The organism is Streptococcus tangpeifui (assembly GCF_044503215.1).
In the GTDB taxonomy this organism is placed as follows: domain Bacteria; phylum Bacillota; class Bacilli; order Lactobacillales; family Streptococcaceae; genus Streptococcus; species Streptococcus tangpeifui.
In genome coordinates this window covers 259,695-278,294 of the sequence record NZ_CP172427.1, presented here as the reverse complement: position 1 = coordinate 278,294, position 18,600 = coordinate 259,695, and the positions used below count along the sequence as shown (strand labels likewise).

Genomic DNA, 18,600 nt, shown 5'->3' with positions numbered 1-18,600 from the left:
CAGTAAATCGTGATAAAATCACGACTTTGATTTTCCTCGCTCTCCATTTTAAGGCTCAGGCCTCTGCCACTTTCTTGTTTTTAAGTGGCAGGCTTCAGACTGCCAAAGTCCACTGGAGCATTTTGACACTTGCTTTGCAAGCTTTATTTCCCGATTAAAAAGCTCTGCCAGAGCTTTTTAACCCACCTCCGCACAGTTGGATATTGGTTTCTCAAACAGCCTCCCAGACTGTTTAAGGGGGCGCTTAAAAACTAAGAAGCTCCAGTTACAGAAAAATCCAATCAGCAGTGGTTCATTGGTACTAAAGTATCTCATGAACTGTGCAGGGTTAAGACTTCTTGGTCTAACCAATAGTCTTACTCCCAACTACTGTGTCAATCTAGAACAAGGCTAACGAATCTGGACTTTTTCCCAGACTCATTTAAGAGCTTAACTATCAGAAAAATCGTAGAGTTGTGGGTAGTTATGACATTCTGGATTCTTAGGATGGCAGATTTCACGTCCAAAAAGAATCATGGCCTGATGAGCTGGCAGCCACTCCTCTCTCGGAAGAACTTCCATCACCCGTTTTTCTACTTCCAGAGGACTGGCAGACTTTTTCACAATATCATGGTGTTTACAAATCCGCTCCACATGAGTATCAACTGCAAAAGCTGGAATACCAAAACCAACGCTCATAACCACATTAGCCGTCTTACGACCGACACCTGCCAAGCTCTCCAACTCTTTTCTCGTTTGCGGAACCTGACCAGCGAAGTCTTCGACTAATTGCTGGGCACATTTTTTCAAATACTTGGCTTTGTTACGATAGAGTCCTAAGCGAGAAATACATTGGGCTAAATCAGCTTCGCTGGCTTCTGCCATAGTCTCAGGAGTTGGATAAGCCTCAAAGAGGGCCGGTGTCACCGTGTTAACTGCAGCATCCGTTGTTTGGGCGGACAGCATGACTGCTACTAACAATTCAAAATGATTGGCAAAATTTAAACTGGGTTTGGCATCAGGGTAAAGAGCAATAATCGCCTCAATTACCTTTCTGGCACGTTTATTTGATAAAACCATAAGAGCCTCACTTTCTTGTCCCTATTTTACCACAGCTTGAGACTTCTAAAAAACCAAACGCAAGAAAGCCAGACTGACAATACCTGTTAAAACAGTATAGAGAAGATTTTTTGTCCGAATGGCGACTAGTAAAGTAGGGAAACTGGCTAGTACTTCCAAACCATTGATCCTAGGTAGATCTCCCACCTTACTGGTAAAAAGGCTGGACAAGGTCAAAGCAAAGAGAATGGTCACCGGTAGGTATTTCAAAAAATGAACGACCACATCAGGTAACCCCCGATATTTGACTAAAACAAATGGAAGCACTCGAGGAATCCAAGTCACAACAAAACCCAGAACGATAGCCAGTAAAATAAAACTAGTATTTGCCATCTAAAATCACCCCCAGGCTACAGCCGATGAAGGTTGCCAGCAAAACTACCAAAGACGAAGTCAAGACGGTCGCCAAGAGCAGGTAACTAGCCGCCACAGCTAATAAAATCAAGCAGAGCTTTTTGGCTCCTTGCGAAATCATGGACTCCAGCTGGAAGACCAAGAGTCCCAGAAACATTGCAATCAAGGCAAAATCCAGCCCCATGGCTTGCGGACTAGGTATAAGATTGCCCACTAGAGTTCCAATAACTGTCGCCGAAAACCAGACTAGGTAGCCAACTACATTATTACCATGCATCCAGGCCGCTGTAATAGCTTTATTGTGAACCTGTTCTCCCAAGAGAACGCCATAGCTTTCATCGGTAATTAGAGTAGCCATGAGAATATTCTGAAAGAAGGGAGTCTTGGTAAAGATAGTTGTAGCATGCAGGCTCATCAGCATATTTCGCAGATTGACCAGAAAGACAGTCAGGGTAATCGTCAACAAATCGGCTCCTGAAACAATCATGGCTACCATAGCAAACTGAGCTGAACCTCCATAAATGAGAAGGCTCATCAAACCGACTTCTAAGGTTGACAGACCTGCCGAAGCTGCCACTACCCCAAAAGCAATCCCTATCGATATATAACCTAAAGCTGTCGGCAGAGCATCTTTAGCCCCAGCTTTAAATCCCTTTTCTTGCATATCAAGACTTCTTTCAATTTTTAGAATATTCTATCATTATAGCAGAGAAAAAAGCCCAAGACAAGAAGTCTGGGAAATCTGAATTCTCAATTAAATCTCCGGCTTACAGTAAAGATAACTTGGGATAGAAAGCTAGTCAGCTAGGCTTTCAAAAGCCAAACTCGGCTTGGCATTGAGATCCAGATTGGCAAAATGTCCCTTCTTAAACTCAATGGCTGCTGCCAAAGCAATCATCCCAGCATTGTCACCACAGAGGCGGAGCGGCGGAATTCGTACCTCAACTTGATCAGCTACTTCCTCAGCCAAGCGCTCCCTGAGACCATGATTGGCCGCTACACCGCCAGCTACGACCAAGGTCTTGACTGGATAAAGCTCGAGGGCCCTCTTAGTCTTAGCCAGCAAAATATCCAAAACCGCTGCTTGAAAGGAAGCAGACAAGTCAGTGATTTTTAAGGCTTGACCTTTTTGTTGAGCATTGTGATACAGGTTAATAAAGGCTGATTTGAGACCCGAAAAAGAAAAATCTAGGTTATCTTCCTTGATCATAGCCCTAGGGAAATCGTAGATATCCTGTCCTTTGTGAGCTAAATTATCAATTTCCTTACCCGCAGGATAGGTCAGCCCCATGACCCGACCGACCTTATCATAGGCCTCGCCAACCGCATCATCTCTGGTTTCCCCAACAATTTTGTAATCACCTGGTTCTTTGACATAGACTAACTCAGTATGGCCGCCTGAGACCAAGAGCGCCAAGAGCGGATAGGTCAAGGCACCCGCTTCCCTAGCTGCCATCAGGTGACCTGCCATGTGGTTAATAGGAATAAGCGGGAGACCATTGGCCCAGGCAAAGGCCTTGGCTGCAGCCATCCCAACCAAAAGAGCCCCAACTAGTCCAGGACCATAGGTCACAGCCACAGCATCCAGTTGCTGAACCCCAATCCCAGACTCATTCAGAGCATCCTGAATACAGAGTGTCACCACCTCAACATGATGACGACTGGCCACTTCTGGCACCACACCACCGAAGCGTTTATGGCTCTCAACCTGACTGGCAATAATATTGCTCAACAGTTCCGAATCATTTTTTAAAACGGCGACACTAGTCTCATCACAAGAAGACTCAATCGCCAATATATATCTATCTTTCGTCATTATTCAACCTCATAATAGCCAATTTGCCAGACTCAATCTTCCTTATTTCTTAGCAGCCCGTTGCATGATCAGAGCATCTTCGATTGGATTATGATAATAGGCCTTGCGCTTAGCCAAGCAGCTAAAGTTAAACTTTTCATAGAGCCTTTTGGCGGACTGATTTGAGGCCCTAACTTCCAAAAAGATGTCTTCTGATCGGCCTTCTAACTTCTGCAATAACCGACTGGCCAATCCTTGACCTTGGTAGGCTTTCTTAACAGCCAGATTAGTAATTTCTAATTGACCAACCAGATTCTGAATGGATAAAAAACCAACAATTTCATGCCCTTCATAAGCATAAAAATAATCGGTATTGTCCTGAGCTAAATCCGCTTGTACCTGAGCCAAGGTCCAAGGGGACTGGCCATAGACATCCGCTAGAATATCATAAATAGACTGAGCTAATTCTTTCTCTTTCATTTTAGACGCGCTTGATATAATTATCAGAATTATTTTCTTGATGGGTTTTAAGCCAATTTTCTTCCGCCTCAACTCGTTTGAGATAATTTGGTACAAAGGCATGGACATCTACCGCTGACTGACTTCGACCCAAATGCCCTAGCAAGCTAGCCGATGGCAAGGTTTCAACAATCTGGGCTTGAGGCAGAACTTCTTCAATTTCTGGCCGAAACTTCTCTGCTTCACCAACAAAGGTTACTTGAGGATAAGACTGGGCAAAGTCCAAGACGTCTGCCAAACTAGCATGCCGCTCTGGGGAGACGATTTGTCCGGCCTCATAAAAACCGACGTAGACATTCTGTCGTCTAGCATCAATTAAAGGGATAACTAGACCGTCCACTTCCAGATCACATAAAGCCTGTAAACTAGACATTCCAACCAAATCAATCCCTAAGCTATAGGCCAAGGTTTTAGCAGTCGCTACCGCTACTCTTAGCCCAGTATAGGATCCAGGCCCTTGAGCCACGACAATCCGCTCCAAATCACTGGGTTGCCAGCCTACTTGAGCTACCAAAAAATCAATAGTCGGCATCAAGCTGATACTGTGGTTCTTTTTAACCGTCAAGGTCAAGTCCGCCACGATTTTATCATCTTCCAAAAGCGCCACTGACAAGGGCTGATTGGATGTGTCAAAAGCTAATAATTTCATGATTTCCCTCTCGTCAAATTCCTTCTTATTTTATCATAAAATATAGTCCTTGACACCTCAGTCTCCCCGACAAGATTGATTCCTTTTTACTAATCCCCTTTTTTATGATATAATTTCGATAGCTATAAATGTTCAGGTCAAACTACTACTCAGTATAATTTAATAGAAAATAATCAAACTGGCACGACAAGGCTTTTTTTGATTTGAATCTTTTAGAAATACCTGACAACTCAGAAAGGAAAACCATGATTTATAAAGTTTTTTATCAAGAAACTAAGGACCGTAGCCCAAGACGCGAAACCACTCAAGCCCTTTATCTGGATATTAACGCCAAAGATGAACTTGAAGGTCGAATCAAGGCTCGAAAAGTAATTGAAGAAAAAACAAACTACAATATTGAATTTATTGAATTATTATCTGATAAACACCTAGACTATGAAAAAGAATCAGGTACCTTTAGTCTAACGGAGTTCTAATATGTCAACTATCAATTTAAAACCCGAAGAAGTCGGAGTTTATGCTATAGGCGGACTGGGGGAAATTGGTAAAAATACCTATGGTATCGAATACCAAGATGAAATTATCATCGTCGATGCCGGTATCAAGTTCCCAGAAGATGACCTTCTTGGTATCGACTATGTTATTCCCGACTATTCTTATATCGTTGAAAATGTTGATCGGATTAAAGCCTTGGTCATAACCCATGGACATGAGGATCACATTGGAGGAATCCCTTTCCTGCTCAAGCAGGCCAATATTCCTATCTATGCTGGCCCTTTGGCTTTAGCCCTCATTCGCGGAAAGTTAGAGGAACATGGTCTCCTGCGCGATGCTAAACTGTATGAAATCAATGATAACACTAAATTAACTTTTAAAAATCTCAGTGTCACCTTCTTCCGAACAACTCACTCAATTCCAGAACCTCTAGGAATTGTCATCCACACGCCCCAAGGCAAAATTGTCTGTACCGGTGACTTTAAGTTTGATTTTACGCCTGTTGGTCAACCAGCTGACCTTCACCGTATGGCTGCCATCGGTGACGATGGCGTTCTCTGCCTTCTATCAGACTCTACCAATGCGGAGATTCCAACTTTTACTAATTCGGAAAAAGTTGTCGGTCAATCCATTATGAAAATTATTGGGGATATCCACGGTCGAATTATCTTTGCTTCCTTCGCTTCCAATATTTTCCGTCTGCAGCAGGCTGCAGAAGCCGCCGTTAAGAACGGCCGTAAGATTGTTGTTTTTGGTCGCTCTATGGAGAAGGCTATCGTCAATGGGATTGAACTGGGCTATATCAAAGTGCCTGATGGAACCTTCATTGAACCAAATGAACTCAAAGATTACCATGCCAGCGAAATTATGATTATGTGTACCGGCAGTCAAGGGGAATCTATGGCTGCCTTAGCTCGGATTGCCAATGGTACCCATCGGCAAGTCACTTTACAACCTGGGGACACGGTCATTTTCTCGTCTAGCCCAATTCCAGGCAATACAACCAGCGTCAACAAGCTGATTAACACTATTCAGGAAGCTGGTGTGGATGTTATCCATGGTAAGATTAATAATATTCACACTTCTGGACACGGCGGCCAACAAGAGCAAAAACTCATGCTCCGTCTGATTAAACCAAAATTCTTTATGCCCGTCCATGGCGAGTATCGGATGCAAAAGGTCCATGCTGGATTAGCCGAAGATACGGGTATCCCAAGAGAGAATATTTTTATCATGGAAAATGGGGATGTCCTTGCCCTGACTAAAGATTCTGCTCGTCGTGCCGGACATTTCAATGCTCAAGACATCTATGTTGATGGTAATGGTATCGGTGATATTGGTACTGCAGTTCTTCGGGATCGACGGGATCTCTCAGAAGATGGGGTCGTTTTAGCAGTCGCTACCGTTGATTTTAAGACCAAGATGATTTTGGCAGGACCGGATATTCTTAGCCGAGGTTTCGTCTATATGCGAGAATCAGGGGATTTGATTCGTCAAGGCCAACGTATCCTCTTCAATGCTATTCGGATCGCCCTTAAGAATAAAGAGGCCAGTATCCAAAGCGTTAATGGAGCTATCGTCAATGCCCTGAGGCCCTTCCTCTACGAGCAAACAGAACGTGAACCTATCATTATTCCAATGATTCTAACACCAGACAAAAATAACGATAAATAGAAAAAACTCGCTTGTAAGTTCCAAGCGAGTTTTTCTCCGTTCCAAGTATAAATCTAACCATTGTAATCATGACTCTCACCAGTGGTAAATTATTGTCTCGTACCTAGCGGGGTCAGACGGAGACAGAATTAAATGGCCTAAAGAAAAAGCCTCCCAAAATGAGAAGGCTTAGGCTTCGTTTATTCTTTGCCTATTATGATTATGAGTTAGGGTAGATATAGCTAACTTGACCTGGAGTTACGCTATTATTAGGATCGAACCAACCACGATAGTTATTAATTTCTAGGTTATCCTTATAGTTGGATTCCAAAACTTGGATTTGACCTTGGTCGTTGACATCTGTAACATAGGCAACATGACCGTAGCCGCCATCAGACCAACAAATAATAGAACCAACCTGCGGAGTAGAACCGACTGTGTAACCATCACTAGCTGCGCTGGCAGCCCAATCGCCACCATTACCCCACCAGTCACCGGCCCAACCAGTTACCTGTTTTACTCCCCAAGTACATTGACCTGTAGGATAAGTATTTACTGCCGTATCCAAGGCTGGAGCCGCAGCCTGCCCCTGATCGACAGGTGCTTCAGCAACTGGTACAGCTTCTTGAGCTGGTGCAGCTGCCTGAGTAGAACCATCAACTTCAATAGTTTGACCAGGCAAAATTGTGCTTGAAATGGTCATTCCATTATTGGCTGCCAATTGATAAGGATCCATCCCTTGATTGCTGGCGATAGAAAAGAAGCTATCACCATTTTGAACGGTGTAGGTTTCGGCTTGAGCGACTTGACCTGCCAAACCCACTAAAACTGTTGCAGCAACAAATAAACTTGCAGTTGATAATTTTTTATTCATCTTATTTCCCCTTATGTTCATAATAAAAATCCTAATCAATAAATTTACTTAGGATTCTTTTACTGTGTTTCCAGTTTAACAAGAAAAAATAACAAGTCCATTAATTCAAAATTAAAATCCTTGATTATTCTGGTGACAAATTCTACTTAAATTGTTAATTTTTTAACCAGATTGACACAAAAAGAAAATTTTAAGCTTATCATTCGCCAAATAAAAGAAACCTGACAAGCCATCAAGTTCCTTACTTTATTTTTATCTAATAGCCTTAGCGTCAGGCAAAACTTAATATAAATCTAAGTAGTTATCAACTTCCCATTGAGAAACAAAAGCTGCATAGCTAGCCCATTCCATTCGTTTTGCTTCAACAAAATTAGGATAGATATGATTACCAAGAGCTGCTTTAACCACTTCATCCTCCTGTAGAGCCTTGACTGCATTATGGAGAGTTGAAGGTAAATCACGAATACCAGCAGCCTTACGTTCGTCTGCTGTCATGACATAGATATTGGATTCAACAGGGGCTGGAGCTTCAATCTTGTTTTCAATACCATCAAGACCAGCTTCTAGCAGCACCGCCAAAGCTAGGTAAGGATTGGCCGTAGGGTCAACTGAACGTAGTTCCAAACGCGTTCCCTTACCACGAGAGGCAGGTACACGGATCAATGGAGAACGGTTTTGACCAGCCCAAGCAATATATACAGGTGCTTCATAACCAGGTACCAAACGCTTATAAGAGTTAACGGTTGGGTTGACAATAGCTGTATAGTTATAGGCATGCTCCATCAAACCACCCAAAAAATAGTAAGCATTTTGCGACAGCTGCATACCACGGGGATCGTCAGGATCAAAGAAAGCATTATTACCTTCGGCATCAAAGAGGGACATATTACAGTGCATCCCTGAACCATTAATGCCGAATTTAGGTTTGGCCATAAAAGTCGCATAGAGACCATGCTTACGAGCAATCGTTTTAACAACCAATTTAAAGATTTGAATATGGTCACAAGCCTTAAGAACATCGCTATACTTGAAGTCAATCTCATGCTGACCAACAGCTACTTCATGGTGACTAGCTTCAACTTCAAATCCCATCTTAGTTAAAACATTGACAATTTCCCGACGGGTATTGTCAGCTAAATCGGTTGGCGCAAGGTCAAAATAACCACCCTTGTCGTTCACTTCTAGTGTTGGATTACCAAGTTCGTCCATTTTAAAGAGGAAGAACTCTGGTTCTGGACCTAGATTAAATGATTTAAATCCCATTTCTTCCATGTGACGTAGGGCACGCTTCAAATTGCCACGCGGATCCCCTGCAAAAGGCTCACCTTGAGCCGTATAAATATCACAAATTAATCCAGCAACAGCACCATTTTCTCCTCCCCAAGGGAAAACAGTCCAAGTGTCAAGATCTGGGTAGAGATACATATCAGACTCATTAATCCGTACAAATCCCTCAATAGACGATCCGTCAAACATAGCCTTGTTTGATAAAACCTTATCAAGCTGTTCCTCAGTAGCAGGAATTTCAACATTCTTCATAGTTCCTGCTATATCCGAAAACATTAAACGTAAAAAGGTAACATTTTTCTCTTTGACTTCGCGACGAATATCGTCTACTGTGATTGCCATAACGGCCTCCTCTTCTAAGTTGTAAGGGGCAAAAAAGTAACTCAATTTCCAACCTGCCCATGTTTTATGAGTGAGAATAGTGAGTGGGATCACCAGAAACTACATCCGGAAACCACCAAAATTGGACTTAGGTGAGGTAAATCTCGCTTGATTGCGCAACTCATCCTGCAAAATCCGCCGAACATCAGCATCTGTTAATGGCTTTTGTTTACTATTAGCAGACTCTTGACGTTTAGCGTATTCTTTTTTAATAGCGGCAATATTCAAACCTTCATCCAGAAAATCTTTAATTTCTAGTAAAACATCCATATCATTCAAGGAATAGAGACGGCGGTTACTAGAACTGCGATCGGGAGTTAAAAGACCTTGATCTTCATAATAGCGAATCTGTCTGGCTGTTAAATCGGTCAGCTTCATAACTGAACCAATTGGAAAGACGGCTAGAGAACGTCTGAACTCTTTTTCTCGCATAAAAACTCCTTTCACGAACCATTATAGGCTGAAAAAGAGCCTCTGTCAAGTCAAATGTTATATTTTCTGACATTGAAATTAGAGTGAATAAAAAGCCTCATAAATCAATGATTTATAAGACCTAAATTTAAGACTTGTTAAAAAATTTTTCACGAACTCGGTCAATATCCGCATTGACTAAAGTTGCGATAAATACACCTACAAAAGTTTCAAAAATCCGAGCAATTGTGTAGGTAAAGGTATCTCCTTCTGGAATAGACAGAGTAATAATTAAGAAAGCCGCTACAGCCCCAATAATCCCAGTTTTATTATTCATAGCCACATTAGTCATAATGGTCAGCATGGTAAAAATAGGAACAAAGACTAACATCACCCACAAAGGACGATGAAAAAGTTCACTAATACCGAAAAAGAGCAAAGAATAGACACCACCAATGGTATTGCCAACAATTCGGGAGGTTCCGAAGTGAATACTCTTATCGAAATTTTCCCTGAGACTAAAAACAGCCGTTAAACTGCCAATCTGCAAACCCTTAAACCCCAAAAGAGCAAAAAGAGCTAAGACTAAGAAAACAGCTAGGCCAGTTTTAAAAGTCCGCATGCCTAACTTAAATTCTTGAGGATTAAAACGAAATCGTCCCACAATTGAAAACCCGCCTTCCAAAAATTCACTTCCCTATTCTACCATAGATTTAGATGAGTAACAAAATTTTCTGACAATTTCGAAGGATAAAATCGCCTCTGCTGTAGAGGAATACCAGCGCACTCACTTTGATCATACTAAAACAAAAAAAGAATTGGGAGGATATTTTCGCCCAATTGAAGAGACAATGTTAGCTACCATCAAATGGTACCGTAATCATGACTATTTGGATTAGCACAAAAATGAGAGTGGGACAGAAGTCAATTTATATAAAAAATTGACTTCGTCGTCCTACCTCCGCACAGTTGATTAGGGTGGTGGCCGCTAACAATTGCGGAGTAGTTAAACAGCCCAGCGGACTGTTTAAGGGGATGCCTGAAAATGGGACTGCACCCCAAGATAAGGACCTCCAATCAGCAGTGGTTCATTAGGTGCTAAAGCACCTAATGAACTGTGCAGGGGTAAGACTTCTTGGCATAGCCAACAAGTCTTACTCCCAACCACTGCGTCAAACTGTTATTACTGCAAAATTAGAAGGCTGGAATACTTTTTCCCAACCTCATTTTTTATATCGACTCTGCTTTTCTTCTACAAAATCAGAATTTTATAGAGACTAACAAGCTCAACCTTATTTTTTATCAATGCTGCGAGTCTAGGAAGAACTCTATACCTTGCTAGATTTTCTAACTCGCACCATTCGTAGAAACTCTACGCGATGTACAGAAAAAAGAGACATCCGTCTCTTTTTCTAACCTTTTTACTGCGCAGTAGCTGATTGGTAGTTTGCTTCGTTAAACTCGCAACCGACCTAATCAGCCTTGCGGGGGTGCGTCAAGGAAATCAAAGATTTCTGACTTACCGCCTATTTCTAAGCGATGCGAGTCCATGAAGAACTTTTCCTTCTAGTAATTCCATTGATGCACCGCCACTGCATCACAAATATCTCCATTATCACAAAAGGGTGAACAAGTCACCCTTTTATTATCATTACGATTTTGCAGAGACTGACGGGCTCAATCTTATTTTTCTGTCAACGCAGCCAAACCTGGTAACACTTTACCTTCTAACAGCTCCATGCTTGCGCCTCCGCCCGTACTAATCCATGAGAATTTATCTGCACGGCCAAGGTTGATAGCTGCTGCTGCTGAGTCACCACCACCGATGATTGATTTAACACCTGGTTGTTTAACGATAGCATCCATCACACCGATAGTACCAGCTTGGAAGTCAGGATTTTCAAAGACACCCATAGGACCATTCCAGACAACTGTTTTTGCACCAGTTAATTCTTCGTCAAATTTAGCGATAGATTTCGGACCGATATCAAGGCCAAGGAAACCGGCGTCTACTGCTTCACCTTCAGTATCTTTAACTTCAGTGTAGTCAGCAAAAGCATTAGCTTCTTTAGAGTCAACTGGCAAGACCAATTTACCGTCTGCTTTTTCAAGAAGCGATTTAGCTACATCAAGCTTATCTTCTTCGACTAGAGAATCACCAATTTCGATACCTTGCGCTTTGTAGAATGTATAAGTCATCCCACCACCAATAAGAACCTTATCAGCTTTTTTCAGCAAGTTTTCGATAACACCAATCTTATCTGAAACTTTTGATCCACCAAGAATAGCTACGAATGGACGTTCTGGTGTTTCAACAGCTTCTTGGATATAAGCAATTTCGTTTTCAAGAAGGAAACCAGCCACTGCCTTTTCAACGTTTGCAGAGATACCGACGTTTGAAGCATGTGCACGGTGAGCTGTACCGAAGGCATCATTTACAAAGATACCATCACCAAGGCTAGCCCAGTATTTACCAAGTTCTGGATCGTTTTTAGATTCTTTTTTACCGTCAACATCTTCAAAGCGAGTGTTTTCAACCAAGAGAACCTGTCCATCTTGCAAAGCATTAATGGCTTCTTCCAATTTTGGACCACGTGTTACACCTGGGAAAACGACATCTTGACCTAACTTAGCTGCCAAATCTTTAGCAACTGGTTCGAGAGATTTACCTTCTTTGTCAGCTTCTTCTTTAACCCGTCCAAGATGAGAAAAGAGGACGGCACGACCACCTTGTTCGATGATGTATTTAATAGTTGGAAGAGCCGCAGAAATACGGTTGTCATTTGTGATAACGCCATCTTTTACAGGTACATTAAAGTCAACACGAACGAGGACTTTTTTCCCTTTCAAATCAACGTCTTTTACAGTCAATTTAGCCATGGATAGGACTCCTTAAAATTTATTTTTTACCCCATCATTATAACATAATTTCAAAGCTATATCTAAATTCTTCCACAAAAAGTGATAGCTTTCACTAATTAAGAAGGCTTCTCTGCCAACTCTTAGTAATTAATACTCTTTGAAAATCAAAACGATACATTGTTAACTTCAGCTTGCTATGCTCAAGTCATCTACACGTCATCCTGCTATTTTGATTTTCTTTGAGTATAAAATATAAAGCACATTAAAAAGCTCCTCATTATCAAAGCGGAGTTATCTACCACAGATATTATAAGTCATAAAAAAAGTACCAAAAAAGGCTAGCCTAAACTAGCCTCTACGATCACTAAATCATAACTTATTTAGCAATTTTTGCGAAGTATTCAAGCGTACGAACAAGTTGTGAAGTGTAAGACATTTCGTTGTCGTACCATGATACTGTTTTAACCAATTGAGTGCCATCAGCACCTTCAGTTACTTCTGTTTGAGTTGCATCAAACAATGAACCGAATGACATACCAACAATATCAGAAGATACGATTGGATCAGTGTTGTAACCGTATGATTCAGTAGCTGCTGCCTTCATAGCTGCATTTACTTCTTCAGCAGTAACTTTCTTGTCAAGTACTGAAACCAGCTCAGTCAATGAACCTGTTGGAACTGGAACACGTTGAGCATGACCTTGAAGTTTACCATTCAACTCTGGCAATACGAGACCGATAGCTTTAGCAGCACCAGTTGAGTTAGGAACGATGTTAGCTGCAGCAGCACGTGCACGACGGAAGTCACCTTTACGGTGTGGACCATCAAGAATCATTTGGTCACCAGTATAACCGTGAATAGTTGTCATAGTACCAGCTTTGATACCAAAGTTCTTATTCAACGCATCTGCCATTGGTGCGAGACAGTTTGTTGTACATGAACCAGCTGAGATAACTGTTTCAGAACCATCAAGAACGTCATGGTTAGTGTTGAAGACAACAGTTTTAACATCGTTACCACCAGGAGCAGTGATAACAACTTTCTTAGCACCACCTTCATGCAAGTGCTTTTCAGCAGCTGCTTTTGTAGCGAAGAAACCAGTCGCTTCAAGGACAATTTCTACACCATCGTTAGCCCAGTCAATTTTTTCTGGATCACGTTCTGCAGAAACTTTAACGAATTGACCGTTTACTTCGAAACCACCATCTTTAACTTCAACAGTACCGTTGAAACGACCTTGAGTTGTATCGTATTTCAACAAGTGTGCAAGCATTGCTGGGTCTGTAAGGTCGTTGATGCGAGCAACTTCAACACCTTCAACATTTTGGATACGACGGAATGCAAGACGCCCGATACGACCGAAACCGTTAATACCAACTTTAACTACCATCTGTGATTTCCTCCTTATGAAAATCATATAAATTTGATTAAGGGCAAGCCCTTTAAACGATTTGTGAAAAGGTTAACTTGTGAACATTCACAAAGCCCCTTCAACATGATTATTATATAATCTTTTTCTGTAAATTGCAACCACTTACCATTTTCAGAAAGTTACAAATTCAGTTTGAAAATCAAACAAAAACTAGCAAGTTTGACCTGCTAGTTTTGAATTTTAGTTTTTCTATCCTTCAAAGAACTCTTAACTCAGATTAAGCTTCGCCTGAGTTCTTCTTGATAATTTCTTCTTGTACAGATTTTGGTACGTCTTCGTAGTGATCAAATACCATCATGAAGGTACCACGACCTTGTGAAGCTGAACGAAGGACCGTCGCATAACCGAACATTTCAGCCAATGGTACATAAGCACGAACAATTTGGCTGTTACCATGTGCTTCCATACCATCAACACGTCCACGGCGAGCAGTAACGTGACCCATTACATCACCAAGATTTTCTTCTGGAACCGTGATAGTTACCAGCATCATTGGTTCAAGAATAGTTGGTTGTGCAGACTTAGCAGCCTCTTTCAGTGCCAAAGAAGCGGCAATCTTGAAGGCCGTTTCAGAGGAGTCGACATCATGGTATGATCCATCATAAAGTTTAGCCTTGATGTCAACCAATGGATAACCAGCTAAAACACCATTAGCCATAGCTTCTTCCAGACCTTTTTCTACAGCTGGAATAAATTCACGTGGGACAACACCACCGACGATAGCATTTTCAAATTCAAAGCCTTTACCTTCTTCGTTTGGTGTAAATTCAATCCAAACATCACCAAATTGACCTTTACCACCAGATTGGCGTTTGAAGAAACCGCGGGCTTGTGTAGAAGCACGGAAAGTTTCACGGTAAGATACTTGTGGGGCACCGACATTTGCTTCGACCTTATGTTCACGTTTCAAACGGTCAACAAGGACATCCAAGTGCAATTCACCCATACCAGAAATAACTGTTTCACCAGTTTCTGGGTTAGTTTCAACACGGAAAGTTGGATCTTCTTCCGCAAGTTTTTGTAAACCGATAGCCATCTTATCTTGGTCAGCCTTAGTCTTAGGCTCAACCATGAGCTGGATAACGGGTTCTGGAACATCAATTGATTCAAGAATAACTTTATGTTTCTCATCAGTCAGTGAATCACCGGTTGTAGTATCTTTCAAACCGATAGCAGCTGCGATGTCACCTGAATAAACCGTTTCGATTTCCTTACGACTGTTAGCATGCATTTGCAGGATACGTCCGATACGTTCACGTTTACCCTTAGTAGTATTCATAACGTATGAACCAGAGTTGAGAACACCTGAGTAGACACGGATAAAGGTCAGACGACCGACGAATGGGTCAGTCATAATCTTAAAGGCAAGTGCTGCAAATGGTTCGTCATCAGATGCTGGACGTTCTTCTTCTTCATCTGTATCTGGATTAACACCCTTGATTGCTGGGATATCAAGTGGGCTTGGCAGATAGTCAATGACTGCATCAAGCATCATTTGAACCCCCTTATTCTTGAAGGCAGAACCTGCAAGGACTGGGAAAAACTCAACATTGATGGTTGCCTTACGGATAGCAGCTTTCAATTCTGCTTCAGTAATTTCTTCACCTTCAAGGTATTTCATCATGAGATCTTCATCAGTCTCAGCAACCGCTTCAATCAACTTTTCACGATATTCATTCGCTTGATCAACATATTCTGCTGGGATATCTTCGACAAGAATATCGGTACCAAGGTCATTTGTATAGATCTCAGCCTTCATCGTTACCAAATCAATAATACCTGTGAAGTCATCTTCAGCTCCGATTGGCAATTGAATTGGGTGAGCATTAGCTTGCAGACGTTCATGGAGAGTAGATACTGAATAAAGGAAATCAGCACCAATCTTGTCCATCTTGTTAGCAAAGACGATACGTGGAACACCATATTCAGTTGCTTGGCGCCAAACAGTTTCAGTTTGAGGTTCAACACCTGATTGGGCATCAAGAACCGTTACAGCACCATCAAGAACCCGGAGAGAACGTTGTACTTCGATCGTAAAGTCAACGTGCCCTGGGGTGTCGATGATATTAACACGGTGACCATTCCATTGTGCGGTTGTTGCCGCAGATGTGATGGTGATACCACGTTCTTGTTCTTGTTCCATCCAGTCCATTTGTGAAGCTCCTTCGTGAGTTTCACCGATTTTGTGGATGCGACCAGTGTAGTAAAGAATACGCTCTGTAGTAGTTGTTTTACCGGCATCGACGTGAGCCATGATACCAATATTACGAGTTTTTTCCAATGAAAATTCGCGAGCCATGAATGATTCTCCTATAAATCTATATTTTTGGAAAAAACGGATAGGCAGGGACCTACCCGTTTCCAATGTTTATTAGTTTAATTGCGTTCGGACTAAACTAACAGTTCAATAGCCGAATTGAGCTCGAACGGTCTGCCGCCAACGAAAAAAGATAAATCTCATTGAACGCAAATGCGTTCTGCTTCGATTTCCTATTTTCCGTCTGCAGACTCGTTCTCCGCATCTTAAATAATTGAACTCAGGCTAAACGCTTGGTGAAAAAGCGAGGTGGCTGTTTTGACTTTAGTCAATTACAGCCAAGACTACCTTTAGGTACAAACTCTCCTAGAGACAAAAGTCTCTTTGTCAAGTTTCCTATTTTCACTGTGCGTTTTATACGCCTTCGTATCTTGTTTTTACCAGCGGAAATGTGCAAAAGCACGGTTGGCTTCTGCCATACGATGTGTATCTTCACGTTTCTTGACGGAAGCACCTGTATTATTAGCAGCATCCATAATTTCTTTTGCCAAACGATCTTGCATCGTGTGTTCACCACGTGCACGTGAAGCATTTACCAACCAACGAAGCCCAAGAGTTGTACGACGTTCTGGACGGACTTCGACTGGGACTTGATAGTTAGACCCACCGACACGGCGAGCACGTACTTCAAGTACAGGCATGACATTTTCCATTGCTGTTTCAAAGACTTCAAGAGCATCATTGCTAGTGGCTTCTTTGATTTGGTTGAAAGCACCGTAAACGATGCTAGCAGCGGTACCACGCTTACCATCAAGCATGACACGGTTGATAAGACGCGTTACAAGCTTTGAATTGTACAATGGATCTGGCAACACTTCGCGCTTAGGCGCTTGATTTTTACGACTCATTAGTTCTTATCTCCCTTCTATTATCCTTTAGGACGTTTAGCACCGTATTTAGAACGACCTTGTTTACGGTCAGCAACACCTGCAGTATCAAGTGCACCACGGACAATATGATAACGAACCCCTGGAAGGTCCTTAACACGTCCACCACGGATAAGCACAACACTGTGTTCTTGCAAGTTGTGGCCGATACCTGGGATATAAGCTGTAACTTCGATCAAGTTACTCAAACGAACCCGAGCGAATTTACGAAGGGCAGAGTTTGGTTTCTTAGGTGTCATAGTACCAACACGCGTAGCAACACCACGCTTTTGTGGTGAAGAAATGTTTGTTGGAACTTTTTTGTGAGAGTTGTAACCAATGTTAAGTGCTGGTGAGTTAGATTTCTCAACTTTAGATTTACGTGGTTTACGTACCAGTTGGTTGATTGTAGGCATCTACATTTTCTCCTGTAAAATTTTATTTTTGGTTGATAGAGCGCTTGGTGACAGGCACCTATCTGGGTGTACTTTGCAACATTTGTCAGCACGTCTCTGTACACTTTGGAGAGACCAAAAGTAAAAAGTACCGTTTATCATAATACTACAACATCAGTATTTTGTCAATATCTTGTCTAAACTTAGCATTTTTTACAAAATAAAAAGGCTGGAATGGAATCCCTTACCTTTTCTTAGAAAATTTATAGGCAGTTATTAACAAATTTAGTTAACTCGAACACCCTTTAAAATGGATCAATTTTGACCCTAATCTTAATAGTAGACACGTCTTTCATTACTTTTCTTAATTCTTAACGTTTAAAGATATTCCCTAATTCTACCTTCACCAAATTATTTTTAATATCTATTTCTGAGACGGTCAAGAGAGACTTGTAGTCAAATAAGTGGGCCCGCTCTTTTTGAGCATTCTCTGCAAAGACAGCAACTCCAACTAACTCACTTTCAAATTCCTTGAGCAGACTGATCATTCCGCTGATAGTTCCTCCTCCTTTGAGGAAGTCATCAACAATTAATACATGACTGTTAGGTTGAAGACTGCGCTTTGACAGAAACATTTTTTCAATCCGGTCACTGGAACCGCTGGCATAGTTTACCGAAACAGTTGATCCTTCTGTAATTTTCAAATCACGCCGGACAATCACAAAAGGAACATTGAGAACATTGGCAACCGCATTAGCCAGAGGAACTCCTTTGGTAGCCACTGTCATCACTGCATCAATCTTCTGACCAGCAAAGGCACTGGCAATGATTCGTCCGACGCTCTGCAAAATACTGGGGGTGCTGAGCAAATCAGACAGATAGATGTAACCGCCTGGCAAAATTCGGTCACTCTCAGATAAACGCCGACAGAGATCTGCAACAATCGTTTTAGCTTCTTCCTGTGAAATGCTAGGTGTAAAAACCACACCGCCACTAGCACCTGTCACAGTTTCAATATGACCGATATGGCTGTTTTCAAAGGCTCGCTTAATAATAGCAATATCTTCCGAGATAGATGACTTAGCAGCTTCATACTTCTCAGCAAAAGTGTTTAAGCTAGTTAAACTATAAGGATTATTAATCAGGTAGTTAGAGATAACCACCATCCGTTCACTTCTTCTTAATTTCATTCATTTTCCCATTCCTTATTAT

At 41.7% G+C, this 18,600-nt stretch carries 18 protein-coding genes and 1 pseudogene; 3 read left to right on the top strand and 16 right to left on the bottom strand.

Translation table 11 applies throughout. The features are described 5' to 3' along the window. Window positions 1–429 precede the first annotated feature (429 nt). The 6 genes from nth to tsaB form a co-directional block, all read right to left on the bottom strand. Window positions 430–1,059: an endonuclease III gene (gene nth / locus ACFSN5_RS01455; RefSeq protein ID WP_165212032.1), complete on the bottom strand. Its 630-nt coding sequence runs from the start codon at window positions 1,057–1,059 to the stop codon at window positions 430–432. Between the two features lie 45 nt (window positions 1,060–1,104). Continuing rightward, the gene (locus ACFSN5_RS01450) at window positions 1,105–1,431 is read right to left on the bottom strand and encodes an AzlD domain-containing protein (protein ID WP_165212029.1); all 327 of its coding nucleotides are present in this window, start codon (window positions 1,429–1,431) and stop codon (window positions 1,105–1,107) included. After that, a complete protein-coding gene (locus ACFSN5_RS01445) occupies window positions 1,418–2,116 on the bottom strand; it encodes an AzlC family ABC transporter permease (protein ID WP_165212026.1) in 699 nt (232 codons plus the stop codon). Before ACFSN5_RS01445 ends, ACFSN5_RS01450 begins: the two co-directional genes overlap by 14 nt. A 132-nt stretch (window positions 2,117–2,248) precedes the next feature. Beyond that, window positions 2,249–3,268 (bottom strand): tRNA (adenosine(37)-N6)-threonylcarbamoyltransferase complex transferase subunit TsaD, encoded by a 1,020-nt coding sequence (gene tsaD / locus ACFSN5_RS01440; RefSeq protein WP_165329295.1) that lies wholly within the window; start codon window positions 3,266–3,268, stop codon window positions 2,249–2,251. Between the two features lie 42 nt (window positions 3,269–3,310). Further along, a complete protein-coding gene (gene rimI, locus ACFSN5_RS01435) occupies window positions 3,311–3,727 on the bottom strand; it encodes a ribosomal protein S18-alanine N-acetyltransferase (protein WP_004228123.1) in 417 nt (138 codons plus the stop codon). Between the two features lies 1 nt (window position 3,728). Further along, entirely contained in the window at window positions 3,729–4,415 is a 687-nt protein-coding gene (gene tsaB / locus ACFSN5_RS01430) for a tRNA (adenosine(37)-N6)-threonylcarbamoyltransferase complex dimerization subunit type 1 TsaB (RefSeq protein WP_165212020.1), read from the bottom strand. Between the two features lie 245 nt (window positions 4,416–4,660). Here tsaB and ACFSN5_RS01425 point away from each other — a divergent pair, with 245 nt between their 5' ends. Then, window positions 4,661–4,891: a DNA-dependent RNA polymerase subunit epsilon gene (locus ACFSN5_RS01425; RefSeq protein ID WP_165212017.1), complete on the top strand. Its 231-nt coding sequence runs from the start codon at window positions 4,661–4,663 to the stop codon at window positions 4,889–4,891. A gap of 1 nt (window position 4,892) precedes the next feature. Next, entirely contained in the window at window positions 4,893–6,584 is a 1,692-nt protein-coding gene (rnjA, locus tag ACFSN5_RS01420; RefSeq protein WP_165329294.1) for a ribonuclease J1, read from the top strand. Between the two features lie 199 nt (window positions 6,585–6,783). Here rnjA and ACFSN5_RS01415 read toward each other — a convergent pair whose 3' ends face one another. The 4 genes from ACFSN5_RS01415 to ACFSN5_RS01400 form a co-directional block, all read right to left on the bottom strand. Next, window positions 6,784–7,437, bottom strand: coding sequence for a COG3942 and LysM peptidoglycan-binding domain-containing protein (locus tag ACFSN5_RS01415; RefSeq protein ID WP_165212011.1), 654 nt, complete (start codon window positions 7,435–7,437; stop codon window positions 6,784–6,786). A 282-nt stretch (window positions 7,438–7,719) separates the two neighbouring features. After that, window positions 7,720–9,066: a type I glutamate--ammonia ligase gene (glnA, locus tag ACFSN5_RS01410; protein ID WP_165212008.1), complete on the bottom strand. Its 1,347-nt coding sequence runs from the start codon at window positions 9,064–9,066 to the stop codon at window positions 7,720–7,722. A gap of 99 nt (window positions 9,067–9,165) precedes the next feature. Continuing rightward, window positions 9,166–9,537: a MerR family transcriptional regulator gene (locus ACFSN5_RS01405; protein WP_165212005.1), complete on the bottom strand. Its 372-nt coding sequence runs from the start codon at window positions 9,535–9,537 to the stop codon at window positions 9,166–9,168. Between the two features lie 127 nt (window positions 9,538–9,664). Next, a complete protein-coding gene (locus ACFSN5_RS01400; RefSeq protein WP_398601160.1) occupies window positions 9,665–10,138 on the bottom strand; it encodes an FUSC family protein in 474 nt (157 codons plus the stop codon). Window positions 10,139–10,283: 145 nt separating this feature from the next. Here ACFSN5_RS01400 and ACFSN5_RS01395 point away from each other — a divergent pair. Beyond that, a pseudogene (locus ACFSN5_RS01395) lies at window positions 10,284–10,415 on the top strand (oxidoreductase); the annotation flags it as partial. A 784-nt stretch (window positions 10,416–11,199) separates the two neighbouring features. On the opposite strand, the gene ACFSN5_RS01390 reads toward ACFSN5_RS01395, so the two are convergent. The 6 genes from ACFSN5_RS01390 to purR form a co-directional block, all read right to left on the bottom strand. Further along, a complete protein-coding gene (locus ACFSN5_RS01390; protein ID WP_165211999.1) occupies window positions 11,200–12,396 on the bottom strand; it encodes a phosphoglycerate kinase in 1,197 nt (398 codons plus the stop codon). 358 nt (window positions 12,397–12,754) lie between these two features. After that, complete coding sequence (gap, locus tag ACFSN5_RS01385) at window positions 12,755–13,768, bottom strand: type I glyceraldehyde-3-phosphate dehydrogenase (protein WP_165211996.1); 1,014 nt, start codon at window positions 13,766–13,768, stop codon at window positions 12,755–12,757. Window positions 13,769–14,027: 259 nt separating this feature from the next. Then, entirely contained in the window at window positions 14,028–16,109 is a 2,082-nt protein-coding gene (gene fusA, locus ACFSN5_RS01380) for an elongation factor G (protein ID WP_165211993.1), read from the bottom strand. Window positions 16,110–16,504: 395 nt separating this feature from the next. Beyond that, complete coding sequence (rpsG, locus tag ACFSN5_RS01375; protein ID WP_165211990.1) at window positions 16,505–16,975, bottom strand: 30S ribosomal protein S7; 471 nt, start codon at window positions 16,973–16,975, stop codon at window positions 16,505–16,507. Window positions 16,976–16,995: 20 nt separating this feature from the next. Beyond that, window positions 16,996–17,409 carry a 30S ribosomal protein S12 gene (gene rpsL, locus ACFSN5_RS01370; protein ID WP_165211987.1) on the bottom strand — a complete coding sequence of 138 codons (414 nt, stop codon included), beginning with the start codon at window positions 17,407–17,409 and terminating at the stop codon, window positions 16,996–16,998. Between the two features lie 350 nt (window positions 17,410–17,759). After that, entirely contained in the window at window positions 17,760–18,578 is an 819-nt protein-coding gene (purR, locus tag ACFSN5_RS01365; RefSeq protein WP_165211984.1) for a pur operon repressor, read from the bottom strand. Between the last annotated feature and the right edge of the window lie 22 nt (window positions 18,579–18,600).